The sequence below is a fragment of the Micromonospora sp. CNZ297 genome, from assembly GCF_007827625.1.
Map to the genome: position 1 here is coordinate 239,698 of NZ_VISU01000002.1, position 16,651 is coordinate 256,348.

19 protein-coding genes are annotated in these 16,651 nt (G+C 70.2%); 3 read left to right on the forward strand and 16 right to left on the reverse strand.

Annotated features, from left to right (window positions below; all coding sequences use genetic code 11):
• The first annotated feature begins 35 nt into the window (after nt 1-35).
• On the forward strand, nt 36-845 hold the full coding sequence (locus tag FB454_RS04550) for an alpha/beta hydrolase (protein WP_013288244.1): 810 nt from the start codon (nt 36-38) through the stop codon (nt 843-845).
• Nucleotides 846-902: 57 nt separating this feature from the next.
• Here the strand turns inward: FB454_RS04550 and FB454_RS04555 are convergent, their stop codons facing one another.
• Together FB454_RS04555 and murA are read right to left on the reverse strand one after the other, a co-directional pair.
• On the reverse strand, nt 903-1,751 hold the full coding sequence (locus FB454_RS04555) for a 3-hydroxyacyl-CoA dehydrogenase family protein (protein ID WP_013288245.1): 849 nt from the start codon (nt 1,749-1,751) through the stop codon (nt 903-905).
• 69 nt (nt 1,752-1,820) lie between these two features.
• Nucleotides 1,821-3,242 carry a UDP-N-acetylglucosamine 1-carboxyvinyltransferase gene (murA, locus tag FB454_RS04560; RefSeq protein ID WP_030271442.1) on the reverse strand — a complete coding sequence of 474 codons (1,422 nt, stop codon included), beginning with the start codon at nt 3,240-3,242 and terminating at the stop codon, nt 1,821-1,823.
• Here murA and FB454_RS04565 point away from each other — a divergent pair.
• Nucleotides 3,241-3,813 carry a cob(I)yrinic acid a,c-diamide adenosyltransferase gene (locus FB454_RS04565; RefSeq protein WP_013288247.1) on the forward strand — a complete coding sequence of 191 codons (573 nt, stop codon included), beginning with the start codon at nt 3,241-3,243 and terminating at the stop codon, nt 3,811-3,813. The two genes, murA and FB454_RS04565, sit on opposite strands and share 2 nt — an antisense overlap.
• Nucleotides 3,789-4,205, forward strand: a complete 417-nt coding sequence (locus tag FB454_RS04570; protein ID WP_013288248.1) for a VOC family protein — start codon at nt 3,789-3,791, stop codon at nt 4,203-4,205. The genes FB454_RS04565 and FB454_RS04570 overlap by 25 nt, the downstream gene beginning before the upstream one ends.
• Nucleotides 4,206-4,265: 60 nt before the next feature.
• Here the strand turns inward: FB454_RS04570 and FB454_RS04575 are convergent, their stop codons facing one another.
• The 14 genes from FB454_RS04575 to FB454_RS04640 all read right to left on the reverse strand — a co-directional run bounded on the left by FB454_RS04575 (nt 4,266) and on the right by FB454_RS04640 (nt 16,647).
• Nucleotides 4,266-4,841 carry a hypothetical protein gene (locus tag FB454_RS04575; protein ID WP_013288249.1) on the reverse strand — a complete coding sequence of 192 codons (576 nt, stop codon included), beginning with the start codon at nt 4,839-4,841 and terminating at the stop codon, nt 4,266-4,268.
• Between the two features lie 847 nt (nt 4,842-5,688).
• Complete coding sequence (locus FB454_RS04580; protein WP_013288250.1) at nt 5,689-6,144, reverse strand: DUF2550 domain-containing protein; 456 nt, start codon at nt 6,142-6,144, stop codon at nt 5,689-5,691.
• Nucleotides 6,145-6,156: 12 nt separating this feature from the next.
• Nucleotides 6,157-6,435 carry a F0F1 ATP synthase subunit epsilon gene (locus FB454_RS04585; RefSeq protein ID WP_013288251.1) on the reverse strand — a complete coding sequence of 93 codons (279 nt, stop codon included), beginning with the start codon at nt 6,433-6,435 and terminating at the stop codon, nt 6,157-6,159.
• Nucleotides 6,436-6,544: 109 nt separating this feature from the next.
• Nucleotides 6,545-7,690 carry an LCP family protein gene (locus FB454_RS04590; protein WP_041799109.1) on the reverse strand — a complete coding sequence of 382 codons (1,146 nt, stop codon included), beginning with the start codon at nt 7,688-7,690 and terminating at the stop codon, nt 6,545-6,547.
• A gap of 214 nt (nt 7,691-7,904) precedes the next feature.
• Entirely contained in the window at nt 7,905-9,350 is a 1,446-nt protein-coding gene (gene atpD / locus FB454_RS04595; RefSeq protein ID WP_013288253.1) for a F0F1 ATP synthase subunit beta, read from the reverse strand.
• Nucleotides 9,350-10,279 carry a F0F1 ATP synthase subunit gamma gene (locus FB454_RS04600; protein WP_013288254.1) on the reverse strand — a complete coding sequence of 310 codons (930 nt, stop codon included), beginning with the start codon at nt 10,277-10,279 and terminating at the stop codon, nt 9,350-9,352. Before FB454_RS04600 ends, atpD begins: the two co-directional genes overlap by 1 nt.
• 4 nt (nt 10,280-10,283) lie before the next feature.
• Nucleotides 10,284-11,936, reverse strand: a complete 1,653-nt coding sequence (atpA, locus tag FB454_RS04605; RefSeq protein WP_013288255.1) for a F0F1 ATP synthase subunit alpha — start codon at nt 11,934-11,936, stop codon at nt 10,284-10,286.
• 85 nt (nt 11,937-12,021) lie between these two features.
• Nucleotides 12,022-12,843: a F0F1 ATP synthase subunit delta gene (locus FB454_RS04610; protein WP_013288256.1), complete on the reverse strand. Its 822-nt coding sequence runs from the start codon at nt 12,841-12,843 to the stop codon at nt 12,022-12,024.
• Complete coding sequence (locus tag FB454_RS04615; protein ID WP_013288257.1) at nt 12,843-13,382, reverse strand: F0F1 ATP synthase subunit B; 540 nt, start codon at nt 13,380-13,382, stop codon at nt 12,843-12,845. The genes FB454_RS04610 and FB454_RS04615 overlap by 1 nt, the downstream gene beginning before the upstream one ends.
• A gap of 27 nt (nt 13,383-13,409) precedes the next feature.
• On the reverse strand, nt 13,410-13,643 hold the full coding sequence (locus FB454_RS04620) for an ATP synthase F0 subunit C (RefSeq protein WP_013288258.1): 234 nt from the start codon (nt 13,641-13,643) through the stop codon (nt 13,410-13,412).
• Nucleotides 13,644-13,713: 70 nt separating this feature from the next.
• Entirely contained in the window at nt 13,714-14,511 is a 798-nt protein-coding gene (gene atpB / locus FB454_RS04625) for a F0F1 ATP synthase subunit A (RefSeq protein WP_013288259.1), read from the reverse strand.
• 11 nt (nt 14,512-14,522) lie between these two features.
• Entirely contained in the window at nt 14,523-14,759 is a 237-nt protein-coding gene (locus tag FB454_RS04630; RefSeq protein ID WP_013288260.1) for an AtpZ/AtpI family protein, read from the reverse strand.
• Nucleotides 14,760-14,933: 174 nt separating this feature from the next.
• The gene (locus FB454_RS04635; protein ID WP_013288261.1) at nt 14,934-15,365 is read right to left on the reverse strand and encodes a Cg1360 family ATP-synthase-associated protein; all 432 of its coding nucleotides are present in this window, start codon (nt 15,363-15,365) and stop codon (nt 14,934-14,936) included.
• Nucleotides 15,358-16,647 carry a serine hydroxymethyltransferase gene (locus FB454_RS04640; RefSeq protein ID WP_030271779.1) on the reverse strand — a complete coding sequence of 430 codons (1,290 nt, stop codon included), beginning with the start codon at nt 16,645-16,647 and terminating at the stop codon, nt 15,358-15,360. Before FB454_RS04640 ends, FB454_RS04635 begins: the two co-directional genes overlap by 8 nt.
• Between the last annotated feature and the right edge of the window lie 4 nt (nt 16,648-16,651).

Here is a 16,651-nt window from a genome sequence, read left to right on the forward strand (position 1 = left end):
CTTAACGCGCGCCTCGCGGTGGCACACTCGCCGGCATGGCATCGACGCTGACCCGGCGTACCCTGCTCGGCGCCGCCGCCGGCGTGGCCGGCGCCGCGGTGGTCGGCGGCCTGGCCGCCCGGCAGCTCTCCGGCCCTCGCCCGGGACCGGCACCGGCCCTGCCGGACGCGCCGGCCGGCGACGAACGGCTCATCCGCATCGCGTCCGGCGCGCGCGGCCGCGAGGTGGACTTCTGGACGGCCGTGCCCGACGGGTACGGCGACGGCCGCGGCCTGCCCGTCTGCCTGGTGCTGCACGGCGCATCGGCCACCCCGCGCGACTACGGCCGGTTCGGGCTGGCCCGCTTCCTCACCGACGCGGTACGCCGCGGCGCCCCACCGTTCGCGCTCGCGGGCGCCACCGGCGGGCGGCTGTCCTGGCGCGCCGCCGGTGACGACGACCCGCAGCGGATGGTGCGCGAGGAGGTGCCCACCTGGTGCGCCCGGCGCGGGTTCGACAGCAGCCGGCTGGCCGTGTGGGGCTGGTCGATGGGCGGCTTCGGCGCGTTGCTGCTCGCCGAGACGTACCCGAAGTGGCTGCGGATGACCGCGGCCTTCTCCCCCGCGGTCAGCGCCGGCGACGCGGTCTTCACCGGCGTGGAGAGGCTGCGCGGCACCCCGGTCGGGCTCTGGTGCGGGCGGCAGGACAATTTCCTGAAGGACGTGCGCGCGCTGGCCCGGGCGCTGCCCGAGGAGCCGGTACGCGCCGCCTGGGCCGACGGGCGGCACAACTTCGGCTACTGGGGCACAGTCATCCCGGACGCGTTCGCGCTGATCGGCGCCGCGCTCAACCCGCCCCGGACGTGAACCGGCACCGCACGTGAACCGCCCCCGGCCGCGCGGGCCGGGGGCGGGACGGGTTGGTCAGTACGAGTAGAAGCCCTGGCCGGTCTTGCGGCCCAGGTCGCCGGCGGTCGCCATGCGCTGGAGCAGCTCCGGCGGGAAGAACTTCTCGTCGGCGGTGTCGGTGTAGATGTTGCGGGTGGCGTTGAGCAGCACGTCCACGCCGGTCAGGTCGACCGTCGCGAGCGGGCCCATGGCGTGGCCGAAGCCCAGCTTGCAGGCGGTGTCCAGGTCCTCGGCGGAGATCACGCCGGACTCGACGAGCTTGACCGCCTCCATCGCCAGCGCGCAGATCAGCCGGGTGGTGACGAAGCCGGCGATGTCCCGGTTGACCACCACGACGGTCTTGCCGATCTCCTCGGCGAACGACTTGACCGTCTCCATGGTCGCGTCGCTGGTCTTGTAGCCGCGTACCAACTCGCAGAGCTTCATCATCGGCACCGGCGAGAAGAAGTGCGTGCCGACGACCGACTCCGGGCGCTCGGTGGCGGTGGCGATCTGGGTCACCGGGATGGCCGACGTGTTGGTGGCGAGCACCGCGTCCGCCTTGCAGATCTTGTCGAGCGCGCGGAACACCTCGTGCTTGATCTCGATCTTCTCGAAGACCGCCTCGACCACGATGTCCGCGTCGGCGGCGGCCTCCAGGTCGGTGGTCGGGGTGATCCGGCCCAGCGTCGCCTCGACGTCGGACGCCTCGATCTTGCCCTTCTCGGCGAACTTCGTCAGCGACTTCCGGATGCCGTCCACACCGCGCTTCGTGGCCGCGTCGTCGATGTCGCGCAGCGTCACCTGCCAGCCCGCCTGCGCCGCCACCTGGGCGATGCCCGAGCCCATCAGCCCGGCACCGACGACCGCGAGTCGACCCGCCATCTGCTTCTCCCTCGCCGTGTTCTGCAACGTCTGGGAGAACCCTACTTAACGAGGGATAAGCCCCGGCCGTCAGATGGCCAGGTCCGGCTCCTCCGGCGCGGTGCCGCGCTCCACCTCGACGCCGAGCGCCCGCAGGTCGGCCACGAAGTCCGGATAGCCCCTGTCGACGTGGTGCACGTGCGAGACCTCGGTGAGGCCGTCGGCGCAGAGCCCGGCGATGATCAGGCCGGCACCGGCCCGGATGTCGGTGGCGCGTACCGGGGCGCCGGACAGCCGCTCCCGGCCGCACACCAGGGCGTGGTGACCGTCGGTACGGATCTCCGCGCCCAGCCGCATCATCTCGTTGGCGAACATGAACCGGCCGTCGAAGATGTTCTCGGTGATCAGCGAGCCGCCCTCGCTGACCGCCGCCAGCCCGATCGCCATCGGCAGCAGGTCGGTGGCGAAGCCCGGGTAGGGCAGCGTGACCACGTCGACCGCCCTCGGGCGGTCGTCCATGCGTACCCGGAAGGCGTCGCCTCGCGTCTCCACCAGGCCGCCGGCCGCGACCAGCTTGTCCAGCGCGACCTCCAGGTACGCCGGGTCCAGGCCGGTCACCGTCACGTCGCCGCGGGTCATCGCGGCGGCGAACGCCCACGTGCCGGCCACGATCCGGTCCCCCACCGTGGCGTGCCGGACCGGCCGCAGCTCGGGTACGCCGACGATGTGCAGCGTCGACGTGCCGGCCCCCTCGATCCGCGCGCCCATCCGGTTCAGCATCGTGCAGATGTCGACGATCTCCGGCTCCCGGGCCGCGTTGTCGATCGTCGTGGCGCCCCGGGCCAGCACCGCCGCCATGACCAGGTTCTCGGTCGCGCCCACGCTCGGGAAGTCCAGCACGATGTCGGCGCCGTGCAGCCCGCCCGGCGCCTCGGCGATGACGAAGCCGTGCTCACCGGAGATCTCCGCGCCCATCCGGGCCAGCCCGGCGATGTGCATGTCCAGACCGCGCGAGCCGATGGCGTCGCCGCCCGGGTGGGCCACCCGGACGTACCCCCGGCGGGCCAGCAGCGGGCCGAGTACGCAGATCGACGCGCGCAGCCGCCGCACCAGGTCGTAGTCGGCTTCCGCGCCGGGCCGCTCCGGCACGTCGATGAGCACCGACCGGGACCGCTCCACACCGCCGTGCGCCACCATCGGGTCGACCGGGTCGTCCGGCCCGAACCGTACGCCGCAACCGAGCCGCCGCAGCACCTCGCCCATGATCGCGATGTCGGTGATCCGGGGCACGTTGGTGATCAGGCTGCGGCCGGGCGCGAGCAGCGCGGCGGCCATCAGCTTCAGCGCGGAGTTCTTCGCACCCACCACGTGCACGGTGCCGGCGAGCCGGGCGTCACCGCGTACCCGGATGACGTCGACGTCGTTGACCGCCGGATCTCCCGCGTCCCCCGGCCCCACCGGGCTCGGCCGGGCCGGGATGGTCAGGTCCGGTATCCGTAGGCTGTGCGTCATGGCCGTCCACCTCACGCGCATCTACACCAAGGCCGGCGACGCCGGCATGACCAGGCTGAGCAACAACGAGCAGGTGCCGAAGACCGATCCGCGCATCGCCGCGTACGCGGACGTGGACGAGTGCAACGCCTCGATCGGCGTCGCGCTCGCCCTGGGGCAGCTCCCGGACGAGCTGCGGGCCGTGCTGGAATCCGTGCAGAACGACATGTTCGACGTCGGCGCGGACCTGGCGACGCCTGTGGAGCCGGATCCGAAGTACCCGCCGCTGCGGGTGACCGAGGAGTACGTCGAGCGCCTCGAGGGCTGGTGCGACGAGTACAACGCGCGCCTGAGCAAGCTCGACTCCTTCATCCTCCCCGGCGGCACCGCGGGCGCGGCACTGCTGCACGTGGCACGGACGACCGCCCGGCGCGCCGAGCGTGCGGCATGGGCGCTGGTCACACACGACCCCGATCGGACCAGTCCCCTCCCGGCAAAGTATCTCAACCGGCTCTCCGATTTGCTCTTTATCCTGTCAAGAACGGCAAATCCGGACGGCGACGTGCTATGGGTGCCGGGCGGGAAGCGCTGACCATCGGCGGCCTCCATCACGTGGAGGTGTGGGTACCCGACCTGGCAGCGGCCAGTCGTTCCTGGGGCTGGCTTCTCGGCGAACTGGGCTGGACGCCGTACCAGGACTGGCCCGCCGGCCGCTCCTGGCGGCTCGGCGCCACATACGTCGTGCTGGAGGAGTCACCCGCGCTCACCGGCCGCACCCACGACAGGTGCGCGCCCGGCCTGAACCACCTGGCCTTCCACGCCGGCCCGCCGGCCGCCGTCGAACGCCTGGTCGCTGCCGCTGGAGAGTACGGCTGGACGCTGCTGTTCCCGGACCGGCACCCACACGCGGGTGGCCCGGACAGCTACGCCGCCTACCTCACCGACGGGCAGGGGTACGAGGTCGAGTTGGTCGCGGAGACGTGAGAAGGCCGGCACCCCGTTGGTTCGGGGTGCCGGCCTTCAGCTTGGTCTTGCTTGTTGGTCTTAGCTGTTCCAGTGCTGGGCGACGAGGTCGGCGGCCTGCTGCTCCCACTGGGCGTAGTGGTCCGGGTAGGCCGACACCTGGACGGTCTGGGCGGCCTTGGTCAGGGGCATGTCCTGCCAGCCGTCGACCTGCTTCAGACCCTTCAGGAACGCCGTCGTGGAGTACTCCGGGTCGGTGATCTGCTCCACCGTTCCCCAACCACTGGACGGGCGCTGCTGGAACAGGCCCTGCGAGTCGTGGTCGTTACGGTCACCGAGGTGGCCGAGGTTCTCCAGCTTCGACTCCTGCAGCGCCGTGGCGATGGAGACGACGGCGGCACGCTCGTCCATGCCGGCCTTCTTGGTGGCGGCGATGATGGCCTTGACGTTGGCGGTCTGCTCGTCGTTCAGGTCGATGCGCGACTGGTTGCCCTGCACGCCGTGCGGGATCAGCTTGTCACCCTGCACGCTCACACTGACCGGCTTCGCCACGTGCGTGGTCTCCGCCGCGTGAGCGGCCACCGGGCCGGCGAACACGCCACCGGTGAAAGCCAGACCAGCAACACCCAGAATGCTCTTACGCAGAATCGTGTTCATGGGGGGCTCCATTCGGGGGTAGACACACCCCGCAGGGGGACGGGGATGCGTGGGCACCGTCAGGCGCTCAAGAAAGTCTTCGGGGGATCCGGCTGCTCGCGAGGGCAGGGGGGCCTCGTCGCGGCGCCGGAAGCATGTTCAACGACCCACCACCCGCCACCATTCCCGGAGGCGCCACACGCCACCGGAGAGCAGGCGCGGGGGTCACGTCGTCGGAACCGTGTTCAACGACCAGCCGGCCAGGATGATTCCCAGGCTTGCGGACACCGCCCCGCTCGCAGGGCGCGCCGCCGACGCTCGGTCGTTCACCCGGTTACAACGCCACCCACCCGCCCGCGATTCCACCCTCAGAGTGCCACCCACCACCCCCGAACCAGACACCCCCGCCCAGGTCAGCACGGATCGCACCACACGCACCCGCCCCCGCGCCGTCGATCATGAAGTTGACGCCGACAAACCGGACACCAAACACCGCTAACTTCATGATCGACCCGAACCAGGCAGGGCTGACCCGGAGCGGGCTGACCCAGGGCAGGGCTGGCCCGAGCGGGGCTGGCCCGAGCGGGGCTGGCTCGGTGCGGGGGCGCGACGCCAATCGGGTCGCCCGCACGACCACCCGCGCGATCTTGCAGTTCGAGCCCTCTGGGCGTCTCATTTGCGAGGTTTGCCGGGCACCAAAGTGCAAGATCGCGGGAGGTGCCGGGAAGGGTGCGGCGATCTTGGAGTTGTGGTGCCTCACTAACGGCGCGAACCGGGCATTTCCCGGCGCCACAACTCCAAGATCGGCGTCAGCGGCGGCGACCCGGCACGACCCCCGTGACCCGTTGACGGGGTGTTGGGGTGAGGGTCAGGCGGCGGGCCAGTCCTGGGAGGCCAGACGCGGCGAGGCCGCCCCGGGTGGGGCGGCCTCGAGCCAGGACAGGAATCCGGTGACCGTGGATCGCGCCATGGCGATCTCGATCGGCGCGTGGTGGCTGGTACAGCGCAGGATCACCCACTCGGCGGGCATCGACATGCGCTCCTGCCCCTCGGGCAGCCGGCGGCGCTCGACCGCCAGCCCCTTGCGGGAGAGCACCCGCTTGGGGCGCAGCGCGAAGCTGAACATGCGGTACCAGCGGAGTTCGTCGCCCACGAAGCGACCGAACCCGGGTGACCAGCCACGACCGTCGAGGATCGTGTTGACCCGGACGCTCAGCCGGATGATGCCACCGCTACGCGTGAACAGGGCCCGCCGGATGAAGAGGATCAGAAGCGCGACGACGACGATCGCGACGCCGATTCCGATCCCTTCGACGATCTCCATCGGCGGGTCGGCTCAGCGGGCCGGGGTGGCGGGGGTTGCGCTCTCGGCGAGGACTGTGACGCCCTCACCGGTCACCGACAGGAAGCCGCCGGCCACGTCGTACGCGATCTGCTGGCCACCGGCCTGCTTGATGCGTACCTGGCTGGGTTCGGCGAGCTGGCCGAGCAGCGGTGCGTGCCCAGGCAGCACACCGAGCTCACCCTCGGTCGTCCGGGCGACGACCATCTCGGCCTCGCCGGTCCAGACCTTCTCCTCGACGGCTACGAGCTCGACGTGAAGCTGCTGTGCCACGCTGTCTCCTTGCTGCGGCGGCGGATTGCCGAAAGTCTAGTCGCGACCCCGCAGCCCACCCAACGCGGGTGGTGAGAGCCGGACCACCACGGTCCCGCACCCGCTCAGGCTACTTGGTCTTCTGCTTGAAGTCGGGGTGCTCCAGCAGGAATGCGTCGAGCTGTTCGGTACGCAGGGCGGTGAAGAAGTCCTCCGCCGGTTCGAGCAGTTGCTCACCCCGGTAGTTGCTGCCGGTCCCGATCGGGCCGCCCGGCAGCTTGATCGTCTCGATCGCCTCGGGCCGGATGTCCTTCAGGGCCAGCCCGAAGTCGACCACGCTGTTGCCGCGGCCGTTGAACACCAGCGACTTCCCGGCGGCGCGCAGCACCCGGTCCAGCTTGACCGGGTTGGCCACCACGTCGGCGCTGAACGCCTGGCTCACCATCGCCTTGACGAACTGCTGCTGGTGCCGCTGCCGGCCGTAGTCGGCGTCCGGCACGCCGTTCTTCGGGTAGCGCTGCCGGACGTAGTCCAGCGCCTGCCAGCCCTTGAGGTGGGCGTTGCCCTTCTTGTACACGGCCTGCGGCCCGAGGTAGCCACCACCGCCGGGCTTGAGCTGGCGCGGCGTGCCGTCCGGCTGGAGGTGCTCCGAGCGCACCTCCCGCTCGATGTACATGTCGACGCCGCCCATGGCGTCGACGATCTTCTTGAACCCGCTGAAGTTGATGATCGCACCGGCGTCGAAGCGCTTGATGCCGGTGACCTCCTGCACGGTGTTGGCGAGCAGCTCGAAGCCCTGCGGGGTGCTGGGGTTCTGCCCCGGCACGTTGCTGCCGTGCGACATGGCCGCGTTGAGCCGGTCGTTGGCGCCCGAGTAGTCGGCCTTGGGGAACTCCGGGATGTCTACCCGCAGGTCACGCGGCAGCGAGAAGAGGTAGCCGCGGTCCATGGTGGCGGGCACGTGCAGGACCATGATCGAGTCGGCGAGCGGGCGGGCGGTCGCGGTCCGGGGGTCCACGCCGACGAGCAGGATGTTGAGCGGGCCCTTGATGTCGCTCTTCTTCTCGTTGGCGCCGGCGGCCTGGTCACCGAAGAGGTCGGCCTTGCCCACCGATCCCTCGTAGCGGGCGACGAGGGCGCGCGAGCCGATCAGCACGGAGCCGCTGAGCACCACCATGACGATGCCCAGGATCGTGCAGACGCGGGCCCACCGGGGCACGCCGCGCCACATGGACCGCTTCCCGCGATCCGCGCCGCCCTTACCGCCCACGAGCATCTCCAATCGTCGCGCCCACGGGTAGGAAGACGGGCGCGGGGGTCCGTTTGGTTGCAGAGATCAACGGCCGGATGTGAAGTCGTGTCAGGAACGGTACCGCGCGATCCGGCGAACTGCTTGCCGGAGAACCGGGCATCTGGTAGTGCAGTGCCCGGAAAAGGCGAAGGCCGCCCCGGCTTTCACCGGGACGGCCCTCGTGGGTGTGAGCGGGCTCTCAGCCCTCCTCGCCCATCAGCTCCTTGGCCTTGGCCCGCAGGTCGTCCAGGCCGCCGCACATGAAGAACGCCTGCTCCGGGAAGTGGTCGAACTCCCCCTCGCTGATCCGGCGGAAGGCGTCGATGGTCTCGGCGATCGGGACCGTCGAGCCGGGCACGCCGGTGAACTGCTCCGCCGCGTACGTGTTCTGCGAGAGGAACCGCTCGATCCGGCGGGCGCGGCCGACGGTGAGCTTGTCCTCCTCGGAGAGCTCCTCGATACCGAGGATGGCGATGATGTCCTGCAGGTCCTTGTAGCGCTGCAGGATCCGCTTCACCTCGGTGGCGACGGCGAAGTGCTCCTCGCCGACGAACTCCGGGGCGAGGATCCGGGACGAGGACGCCAGCGGGTCCACGGCCGGGTAGATGCCCTTGTCGGAGATCGACCGCTCCAGGTTGGTGGTCGCGTCGAGGTGGGCGAACGTGGTGGCCGGCGCCGGGTCGGTGTAGTCGTCGGCGGGCACGTAGATCGCCTGCATCGAGGTGATGGCCTGGCCCCGGACGGAGGTGATCCGCTCCTGGAGCTCGCCCATCTCGTCGGCCAGGGTCGGCTGGTAACCCACGGCGCTCGGCATGCGGCCGAGCAGCGTGGAGACCTCGGAACCGGCCTGGGTGAAGCGGAAGATGTTGTCGATGAAGAGCAGCACCTCCTGCTTCTTCACGTCACGGAAGTACTCCGCCATGGTCAGCGCGGACAGCGCGACCCGCAGGCGGGTGCCCGGCGGCTCGTCCATCTGGCCGTAGACCAGCGCGGTCTTGTCGATGACGCCCGACTCGGTCATCTCGGCGATGAGGTCGTTGCCCTCGCGGGTGCGCTCACCCACGCCGGCGAAGACCGAGGTACCACCGAAGTTGCGGGCGACACGGGTGATCATCTCCTGGATGAGCACCGTCTTGCCCACGCCCGCGCCGCCGAACAGGCCGATCTTGCCGCCCTTGACGTACGGGGCGAGCAGGTCGATGACCTTGATGCCGGTCTCCAGCATCTCGGTCTTCGGCTCCAGGTCGGCGAAGGCCGGGGCCTTGCGGTGGATGCCCCACCGGTCGTCGGCCTGGATGGTCTCGCCCTCGGTGAGGTTGAGGCACTCGCCGATCGCGTTGAACACGTGGCCCTTGACCGCGTCGCCCACCGGCACGCTGATCGGCGCGCCGGTGTCGCGCACCTCGGTGCCGCGGACCAGGCCGTCGGTCGGCTGCATCGAGATGGCGCGGATCAGGTTGTCACCCAGGTGCTGGGCGACCTCCAGGGTCAGCGTCTTCTCACCGCCGGAGAGGGTCACGTCGACGTGCAGGGCGTTGAACAGCCCCGGCATGGCGTCGCGCGGGAACTCGGCGTCGACGACCGGGCCGATGACCCGGACCACGCGACCCGTGGCCGTCTTGGTCTCAACTGCGGATACAGTCATCACACTTCACTTCCCGACGCGGCCAGCGCGTTCGCGCCGCCGACGATCTCACTGATCTCCTGGGTGATGCCGGCCTGACGAGCCGAGTTCATCTCACGCGTGTACTTCTCGATCATCTCTTCGGCGTTGTCGGTGGCGCTCTTCATCGCCCGCCGACGGGCGGCCGACTCACTGGCCGCCGACTCCAGCAACGCCGCGAAGATCCGCGTGTTGATGTACTTCGGCAGCAGGGCGTCGAGCAGCGACTCCGGCTCCGGCTCGAACTCGTACGCCGGCAGCAGGCCCTCGGACCGGGGCCGGTCCTCGACCTGCATCGGACCGACGATCCGGGTCACCGGGTTCTGCGTCATCAGGGACTTGAACTCGGTGTAGACGATGTGCAGCTCGTCCACGCCGAGGATCCCGTCGGCGCCGGCCTCGTTGTCGGTGTCGTCCGCGCCGGCGGTGAACGCCTTGATCAGCGTCTCACCGACCTCGCGGGCGTCCTCGAACGACGGCTGCTCGGAGAAACCCGTCCAGCTGGCGGCGATCTGCCGGTTGCGGAACCGGTAGAACGCCACGCCCTTGCGGCCGATGACGTAGAGCACGGGCTCCTTGCCGTCGGCACGCAGGCGGGCGATCAGCGACTCGGCGGTCCGGATCGCGTTCGAGCTGTAGCCACCGGCCAGGCCCCGGTCGGCGGTGACCAGCAGGACGCCCGCCCGCCGCACCCGCTCGCGCGGGGTGAGCAGCGGGTGGTCGATCCGCGCGTTCGAGGCCAGCGCCGTCAGCACGCCGGTGATCGCCTCGGCGTACGGCAGCGAGGCCGCCACCTTGGCCTGGGCCTTGGCGATGCGGCTCGTCGCGACGAGCTCCATCGCCTTGGTGATCTTCTTCATCCCCTTGGCGGAACGGATCCGCTGCCGGAGAACGCGTACCTGGGCGGCCATCGGATCAGCTCTCGGCCGGGCGGTCGGTGGTGCCGTCGCGGAAGCGGGTCACCGTCTCGCGGGTCTCCTCGCCCTCCAGCGGCTTGGCCGGCGCGTCGTTGACCCGGACCTCGTCCTCCTTGCCCAGGAAGACCTGCTTGAACTCACTGATCGCGGAGTCGAGCGAGGAGATGATCTCGTCGTCCCACTTGTTGTCGGCGATTCCGGCCAGGACGCCCTCGTGCTTGTGGCGGAGGTACTGGAGGAACTCGGACTCGAAGCGGCGGACCTCGCCGACCGGGACGTCGTCCAGCTTGCCCTCGGTGCCGGCCCAGACGGAGACGACCTGCTCCTGCACCGGGTACGGCGAGTAGTTCGGCTGCTTGAGCAGCTCGACCAGGCGGGAACCCCGGTCCAGCTGGGCGCGGGAGGCCCGGTCCAGGTCGGAGGCGAAGGCGGCGAACGCCTCCAGCTCGCGGTACTGGGCCAGGTTCAGCCGCAGCGAGCCGGCGACCTTCTTCATCGGCTTCACCTGCGCGGCGCCACCGACCCGGGAGACCGAGGTGCCGACGTTGATGGCCGGCCGGACGCCCTGGTTGAACAGGTCGGTCTCGAGGAAGATCTGGCCGTCGGTGATGGAGATGACGTTGGTCGGGATGAACGCCGAGATGTCGTTCGCCTTGGTCTCGATGATCGGCAGACCGGTCATCGAGCCGCCGCCCAGCTCGTCGGAGAGCTTGGCGCAGCGCTCCAGCAGACGCGAGTGCAGGTAGAAGACGTCACCCGGGTAGGCCTCGCGGCCCGGCGGGCGGCGCAGCAGCAGCGACACGGCGCGGTACGCCTCGGCCTGCTTGCTCAGGTCGTCGAAGACGATCAGGACGTGCTTGCCGCCGTACATCCAGTGCTGCCCGATGGACGAGCCGGTGTAGGGGGCGAGGTACTTGAAGCCGGCCGGGTCGGAGGCCGGGGAGGCGACGATGGTGGTGTACTCCATCGCGCCCGCCTCCTCCAGCGTCCCCTTGATGGAGGCGATGGTGGAGGCCTTCTGGCCGATCGCGACGTAGATGCAGCGGACCTGCTTCTTCGGGTCGCCGGAGCGCCAGTTCTCGCGCTGGTTGAGGATGGTGTCCAGGGCGACAGTGGTCTTGCCGGTCTTGCGGTCACCGATGATCAGCTGGCGCTGGCCACGGCCGATCGGGGTCATCGCGTCGACGGCCTTGATGCCCGTCTGCAGCGGCTCGTCGACCGACTTGCGGGACATCACGTTCGGGGCCTGGAGCTCCAGCTCGCGGAAGCCCTCGTTGGCGATGTCGCCGAGGCCGTCGATCGGCTCGCCGAGCGCGTTCACCACGCGGCCGAGGAACGCGTCGCCGACGGGCACGGAGAGCACCCGGCCGGTGCGCTTGACGCGCTGACCCTCTTCGATCCCGCCGAAGTCACCGAGGACGACGACACCGATCTCCCGGACGTCGAGGTTCAGCGCCACGCCGAGCGTGCCGTCCTCGAACTCCAGGAGCTCGTTGGTCATGGTCGAGGGGAGACCCTCGACGTGGGCGATGCCGTCACCGGCGTCGGCGACGGTGCCGACCTCCTCGCGGGAGACGTCGGCCGTGTAGGAGGAGACGTAGCGCTCCAGGGCGCCGCGGATCTCCTCCGTCGAGATGGTCAGCTCGGCCATCCTCTGCTTCCTTAAGTATCAGGGGCCCGGGATACCTAGTACCGACCGGTCCGATGGCGTCGAATCAGGGCTGCTAAGACGCTGGTCAGCGCTTCGCGAGCGCGTTGCGGGTCTCGTTGAGGCGGCGCAGGACGGTCCCGTCGTACAGGTCGGATCCGACCCGCACGCGCACTCCGCCGAGCACGTCGGGGTCGACCGTCTGCTTGACGGAGACCTCCCGACCGTACATCTGGGAGAGGCGGGCGCCGAGGCGTCGCTCCTCCTCGTCGTTCAGCGGAGCCGCCACGGTCACGTACGCGACCTGACGGTCCCGCCGGTCGGCGGCCAGCTCGACCAGCCGGGTGAGCGCACCGGTGAAGGAGCGTCCCCCGAAGCCGGCGAGCGCGGCCTCGACGAGGCGGACGGTGACCGGCCGGGCCTTGCCGGCCAGCAGCTGCTGGGCCAGTTCGGCCCGCCGCTGCACCGGGGCCATCGGGTCGGAGAGCGCGTTGGACAGCTCGCCGGAACCGGAGACGACCTTCCCGAAGCGGAACAGCTCGTCCTCGACCTCGCCCAGATCGCCGGTCGAGTCGGCGCTCGCGAGGAGCGCCTCCACGCCGATCCGCTCGACGCCGTCGAGCAGCTCCGACGGGGCCGACCAGCGACCGGAGACCAGCGTGGTGAGCAGGTCGAGCGCGTCCGCGCCGACCTTCCCGCCCAGGATCCCGGTGAGCAGAGCCGCGCGGTCCTCACCCGAGCGCGCCGGGTCGGCCAGCGCCCGGCGCAGCCGCGGCTCGCGCCGCAGCAGGTCGGCGACGGAGAGGATGTCGTCGGCGGTGGAGGCCACCGCCGACGGCTCCGCGCCGCGGGCGTACGCGTCGAGGCGCTCGGCCCCGGCGGAGTACGACTCCCGGCTGGCGGCCTGCATCAGCGGGCCCCCGTGCTCTCGAGACCGCTCAGGAACCGGTCGACGGTGCCCTTGCGACGCGCCTCGTCGGCCAGCGACTCACCGACGATCTTGCTGGCCAGGTCCACCGCGATGGTGCCGACCTCGGTGCGCAGCTCGCGCACGATGGTGGCCCGCTCCGCGGCGAGCTGCTCCTTGCCGGCGGCGATGATCCGGTCGGACTCCTCGCGCGCCTTGGCGAGGATGTCCTGGCGGATGCCCTCGGCGTCGGCCCGGGCGTCGTCCCGGATCTTGGCGGCGTCGGTACGCGCCTCGGCGAGCTGGGCCCGGTACTGCTCGAGCAGCTGGTTCGCCTCGGCCTGCGCGGCCTCGGCGCGCTTGATGCCGCCCTCGATCGCGTCGACCCGGGCCTGGAACGTCTGCTCCATGCGCGGGAAGACGAACTTCATCAGCACGAAGCAGAGCACGATGAAGGCGATCCCACCGACCACGATCTCCTGCCAGACAGGGATGATCGGGTTGTGGGTCGTCTCACCACCCTCAGCGGCGAGGAAGTACATCGGAAACCTCCCGGTCTCAGGGCCGAATTAGAGGTTGCCCTGCCAGATGAAGCCGAAGGCGATACCCAGCAGCGCGAGGGCCTCGATGACGGCGAAGCCGATCCAGACGTACGGCAGGGTCATCCGGGACGACTCCGGCTGGCGGGCGGTCGACTGGATGTAGGCCGAGAAGACCAGGCCCACGCCGATGCCCGGGCCGATGGCCGCGAGACCGTAGCCGATGGCGGCGGTGCTGCCCTCTACCGCGGCGTAGATGTCCATTGGTTGGTTCCTCCTGGTTATCACGCGTGACGGTCACGCGGGACGACAACGGTTGGTGCGAAAGATCGGATCAGTGCTCGTCGGCGAGGGCGCCCTGCACGTAGCTGGCGGTCAGCACCGTGAAGACGTACGCCTGCAGACAGATCACCAGGAACTCGAGGAAGGTCAGCGCCACAGTCATCGTCCAGGACAGCACCGAGACCGGTGCCAGCCAGGCGTTGGCGCTGATCATGGCGAACCCGCCGAGCGTGAAGACCAGCAGGAGCATGTGGCCGGCGAACATGTTCGCGAAGAGACGGACGGCCAGCGAGAACGGCCGGACGATGAAGGTCGAGAACAGCTCGATCGGGATCAGCAGCGGCAGGATGAACCAGGGCGCCGGCGGGACCAGAGCGTTCTTGAAGTACTTCACGAAGCCGTGGTGCCGGATGCCGACGTAGTTGAACATCACGTAGCTGATCACGGCGAGGAAGGCCGGGAAGGCGATGTGCGAGTTCGGCGAGATCTGGAAGAACGGCACGATCGCGAAGAAGTTCGTCAGCAGGATGAAGCAGAAGAGCGTGGTGAAGTACGGCGCGAACCGCACTCCCGCGTGACCGATCATGTCCACGGCGATGTTGTTGCGCACGAAGCCGTAGATCGACTCGGCCAGCCACTGCTTCTTGGTGGGGACCAGCTGCGGCTTCCGGTACGTGGCCAGGAAGAAGATGATCAGCACGCCGACGGCGATCCACACCATCGCCGTGATCTTGGTGAACCAGTACGAGTTCTCCGCACCCCAGGGCAGGATGCTGGGCAGGTAGAAGTCCCCCACGCTCGGTGGGAATTCCGCCTGGCCCTGAGCCAGGACGTTCGCCTGTCCGAACACCGCGTCCCTTCCTAAGTAGGCGTGCCAAGTCGGCGGACGACCAGGATGATCCCCCCGGCCATGCCGAGCACGACCCCGATACCGGTGGCGATGCCGCCGGTGTCGAGCCAACGGTCGACCAGCCAGCCGATGAAACCCCAGACGAGCATGCCCCCGATGAGGTATGAGAGCGCGGTCCAACCCTGACCGGCACCGGACGGAACGTCGCCCGAGCCGCCAGTGTTGGGGGGTTTCTGGTCACCGGCCATGACGGGGCGAACGATATCAGTCGAGCAGAAGAGGTTGTGCCTCACCCCCCGCACAACCTGGTTGTGTGGGACACGGGCGGGCGAAGTCGTCTGGAGGAACGGTACTCCTCCCCCGCCACTGAGAGAATGACCGATCGCGGACAGAACCACGCGTCGCCCGAAGGGTGGGACGGCTCAGCGCAGCATCCGTCGGGCATGGACGGTCGTGAGCCACCAGACGTGCACGCCGGTCCAGACCACCACGCCCGCGGCGATGCCGAAACAGAACGGGATCAGTCCCGGCCAGCCGGTCGAGGCCACCAGCACCATCACCCCGCCGAGCGCGGTGATCTTGGCGACGTAGAGGCCCAGCCCGAACGGCAGCACGAGCTGCGGATCCTTCGAGTCCGCCCAGGCAAGCACCACTGTGGTGAGCGTGTAGCTCGCAGCCGTGACGGCCACCCCGGCCGCCGCGCCGAGCGCGCCGTCCGCGCCGCGCCACACCCCGCCGACCACCGCGGCGACAGCGGCCAGCACCGCCACCGCGGCCAGCAGCACCGGCAGATGGCGCAGTCGCCAGCCGCGGTCCGCCGTCGCCTCCGCCGCGCGCGTCCCGGGCTCAGCCACGGGGGTACGCCGGGAACTCGGTGACCAGCTCGGTCACGTCGGCGGCGATCCGGGTCAGCTCGTCGCCGCCCCCGGGGGACTCCGGATCGGTCCGCACCGCCCGACCGATCAACGTGGCGATCCGGCGCATCTCCCCTTCCCGCATGCCCTGGGTGGTGACGCTCGGCGAGCCCACCCGGATGCCGGAGGCCACCGCCGGCGGCTGCGGGTCGTACGGGACGGCGTTCTTGTTCAGCGTGATGCCGGCGGCGTCGCAGCGGGCCTCGGCCTGGGCGCCGGTCACACCGGTCTCGCGCAGGTCGAGCAGGGCCAGGTGGGTGTCGGTGCCGCCGGAGACCGCCGGCAGTCCCTCCGCGGCCAGCCCGTCGGCGAGCGCGCGGGCGTTGGTGACCACCTGGGCGGCGTACGTGCGGAACTCGGGCTGCGCGGCCTCGCGCAGCGCGACCGCCTTGGCGGCGACGGCGTGCATCAGCGGGCCGCCCTGGGTGAACGGGAAGACCGCCTTGTCGATCCGGGCCGCCAGCGGCTCCCGGCAGAGGATCATGCCGCCGCGCGGGCCGCGCAGCACCTTGTGGGTGGTCGCGGTGACCACGTCGGCGTACGGCACGGGCGACGGGATCGCGCCGCCGGCCACCAGGCCGATGAAGTGCGCGGCGTCCACCATCAGGTACGCGTCGACCTCGTCGGCGATCTCCCGGAAGCGGGCGAAGTCGATCAGCCGCGGGTACGCCGTCGCGCCGCAGATGATCATCTTCGGCCGGTGCGCGCGGGCCAGGTCGCGTACCTCGTCGTAGTCGATCGTCCCGGTGTCCCGCCGGACGGTGTAGCCGACCGGGTGGAACCACTTGCCGGAGAAGTTCACCCGGCTGCCGTGGGTCAGGTGCCCGCCGTGCGGCAGGTCCATCGCCAGCACCGTGTCACCCGGCTGCACCAGGGCGGCGTACGCGGCCAGGTTGGCGCTCGCCCCGGAGTGCGGCTGGACGTTCGCGTGCTCGGCGCCGAACAGCTCCTTCGCCCGGGAGATCGCCAGTTCCTCGGCCCGGTCCACCTCGGCGCAGCCGCCGTAGTAGCGCCGCCCCGGGTAGCCCTCGGCGTACTTGTTGGTGAGCGTGGAGCCCAGCGCGGCCAGCACCGCGGGCGAGGTGAGGTTCTCGCTGGCGATCAGTTGCAGGCCGCCGCGCAGCCGGTCCAGCTCACCCAGCACCACCTCGGCGATCTCCGGGTCGACGGTACTGAGCTGCTGAAAGTCCGGCCCCCAGAAGGTGTCCCTCGCGTTCTCCACAGCG

Coding starts and splice junctions, on each gene's coding strand:
- FB454_RS04550 (WP_013288244.1), top strand. CDS start 36: ATGGCATCGACGCTGACCCGGCGTACCCTGCTCGGCGCCGCCGCCGGC.
- FB454_RS04555 (WP_013288245.1), bottom strand. CDS start 1,751: ATGGCGGGTCGACTCGCGGTCGTCGGTGCCGGGCTGATGGGCTCGGGC.
- FB454_RS04565 (WP_013288247.1), top strand. CDS start 3,241: ATGGCCGTCCACCTCACGCGCATCTACACCAAGGCCGGCGACGCCGGC.
- murA (WP_030271442.1), bottom strand. CDS start 3,242: ATGACGCACAGCCTACGGATACCGGACCTGACCATCCCGGCCCGGCCG.
- FB454_RS04570 (WP_013288248.1), top strand. CDS start 3,789: ATGGGTGCCGGGCGGGAAGCGCTGACCATCGGCGGCCTCCATCACGTG.
- FB454_RS04575 (WP_013288249.1), bottom strand. CDS start 4,841: ATGAACACGATTCTGCGTAAGAGCATTCTGGGTGTTGCTGGTCTGGCT.
- FB454_RS04580 (WP_013288250.1), bottom strand. CDS start 6,144: ATGGAGATCGTCGAAGGGATCGGAATCGGCGTCGCGATCGTCGTCGTC.
- FB454_RS04590 (WP_041799109.1), bottom strand. CDS start 7,690: ATGCTCGTGGGCGGTAAGGGCGGCGCGGATCGCGGGAAGCGGTCCATG.
- atpD (WP_013288253.1), bottom strand. CDS start 9,350: ATGACTGTATCCGCAGTTGAGACCAAGACGGCCACGGGTCGCGTGGTC.
- FB454_RS04600 (WP_013288254.1), bottom strand. CDS start 10,279: ATGGCCGCCCAGGTACGCGTTCTCCGGCAGCGGATCCGTTCCGCCAAG.
- atpA (WP_013288255.1), bottom strand. CDS start 11,936: ATGGCCGAGCTGACCATCTCGACGGAGGAGATCCGCGGCGCCCTGGAG.
- FB454_RS04610 (WP_013288256.1), bottom strand. CDS start 12,843: ATGCAGGCCGCCAGCCGGGAGTCGTACTCCGCCGGGGCCGAGCGCCTC.
- FB454_RS04615 (WP_013288257.1), bottom strand. CDS start 13,382: ATGTACTTCCTCGCCGCTGAGGGTGGTGAGACGACCCACAACCCGATC.
- FB454_RS04620 (WP_013288258.1), bottom strand. CDS start 13,643: ATGGACATCTACGCCGCGGTAGAGGGCAGCACCGCCGCCATCGGCTAC.
- FB454_RS04630 (WP_013288260.1), bottom strand. CDS start 14,759: ATGGCCGGTGACCAGAAACCCCCCAACACTGGCGGCTCGGGCGACGTT.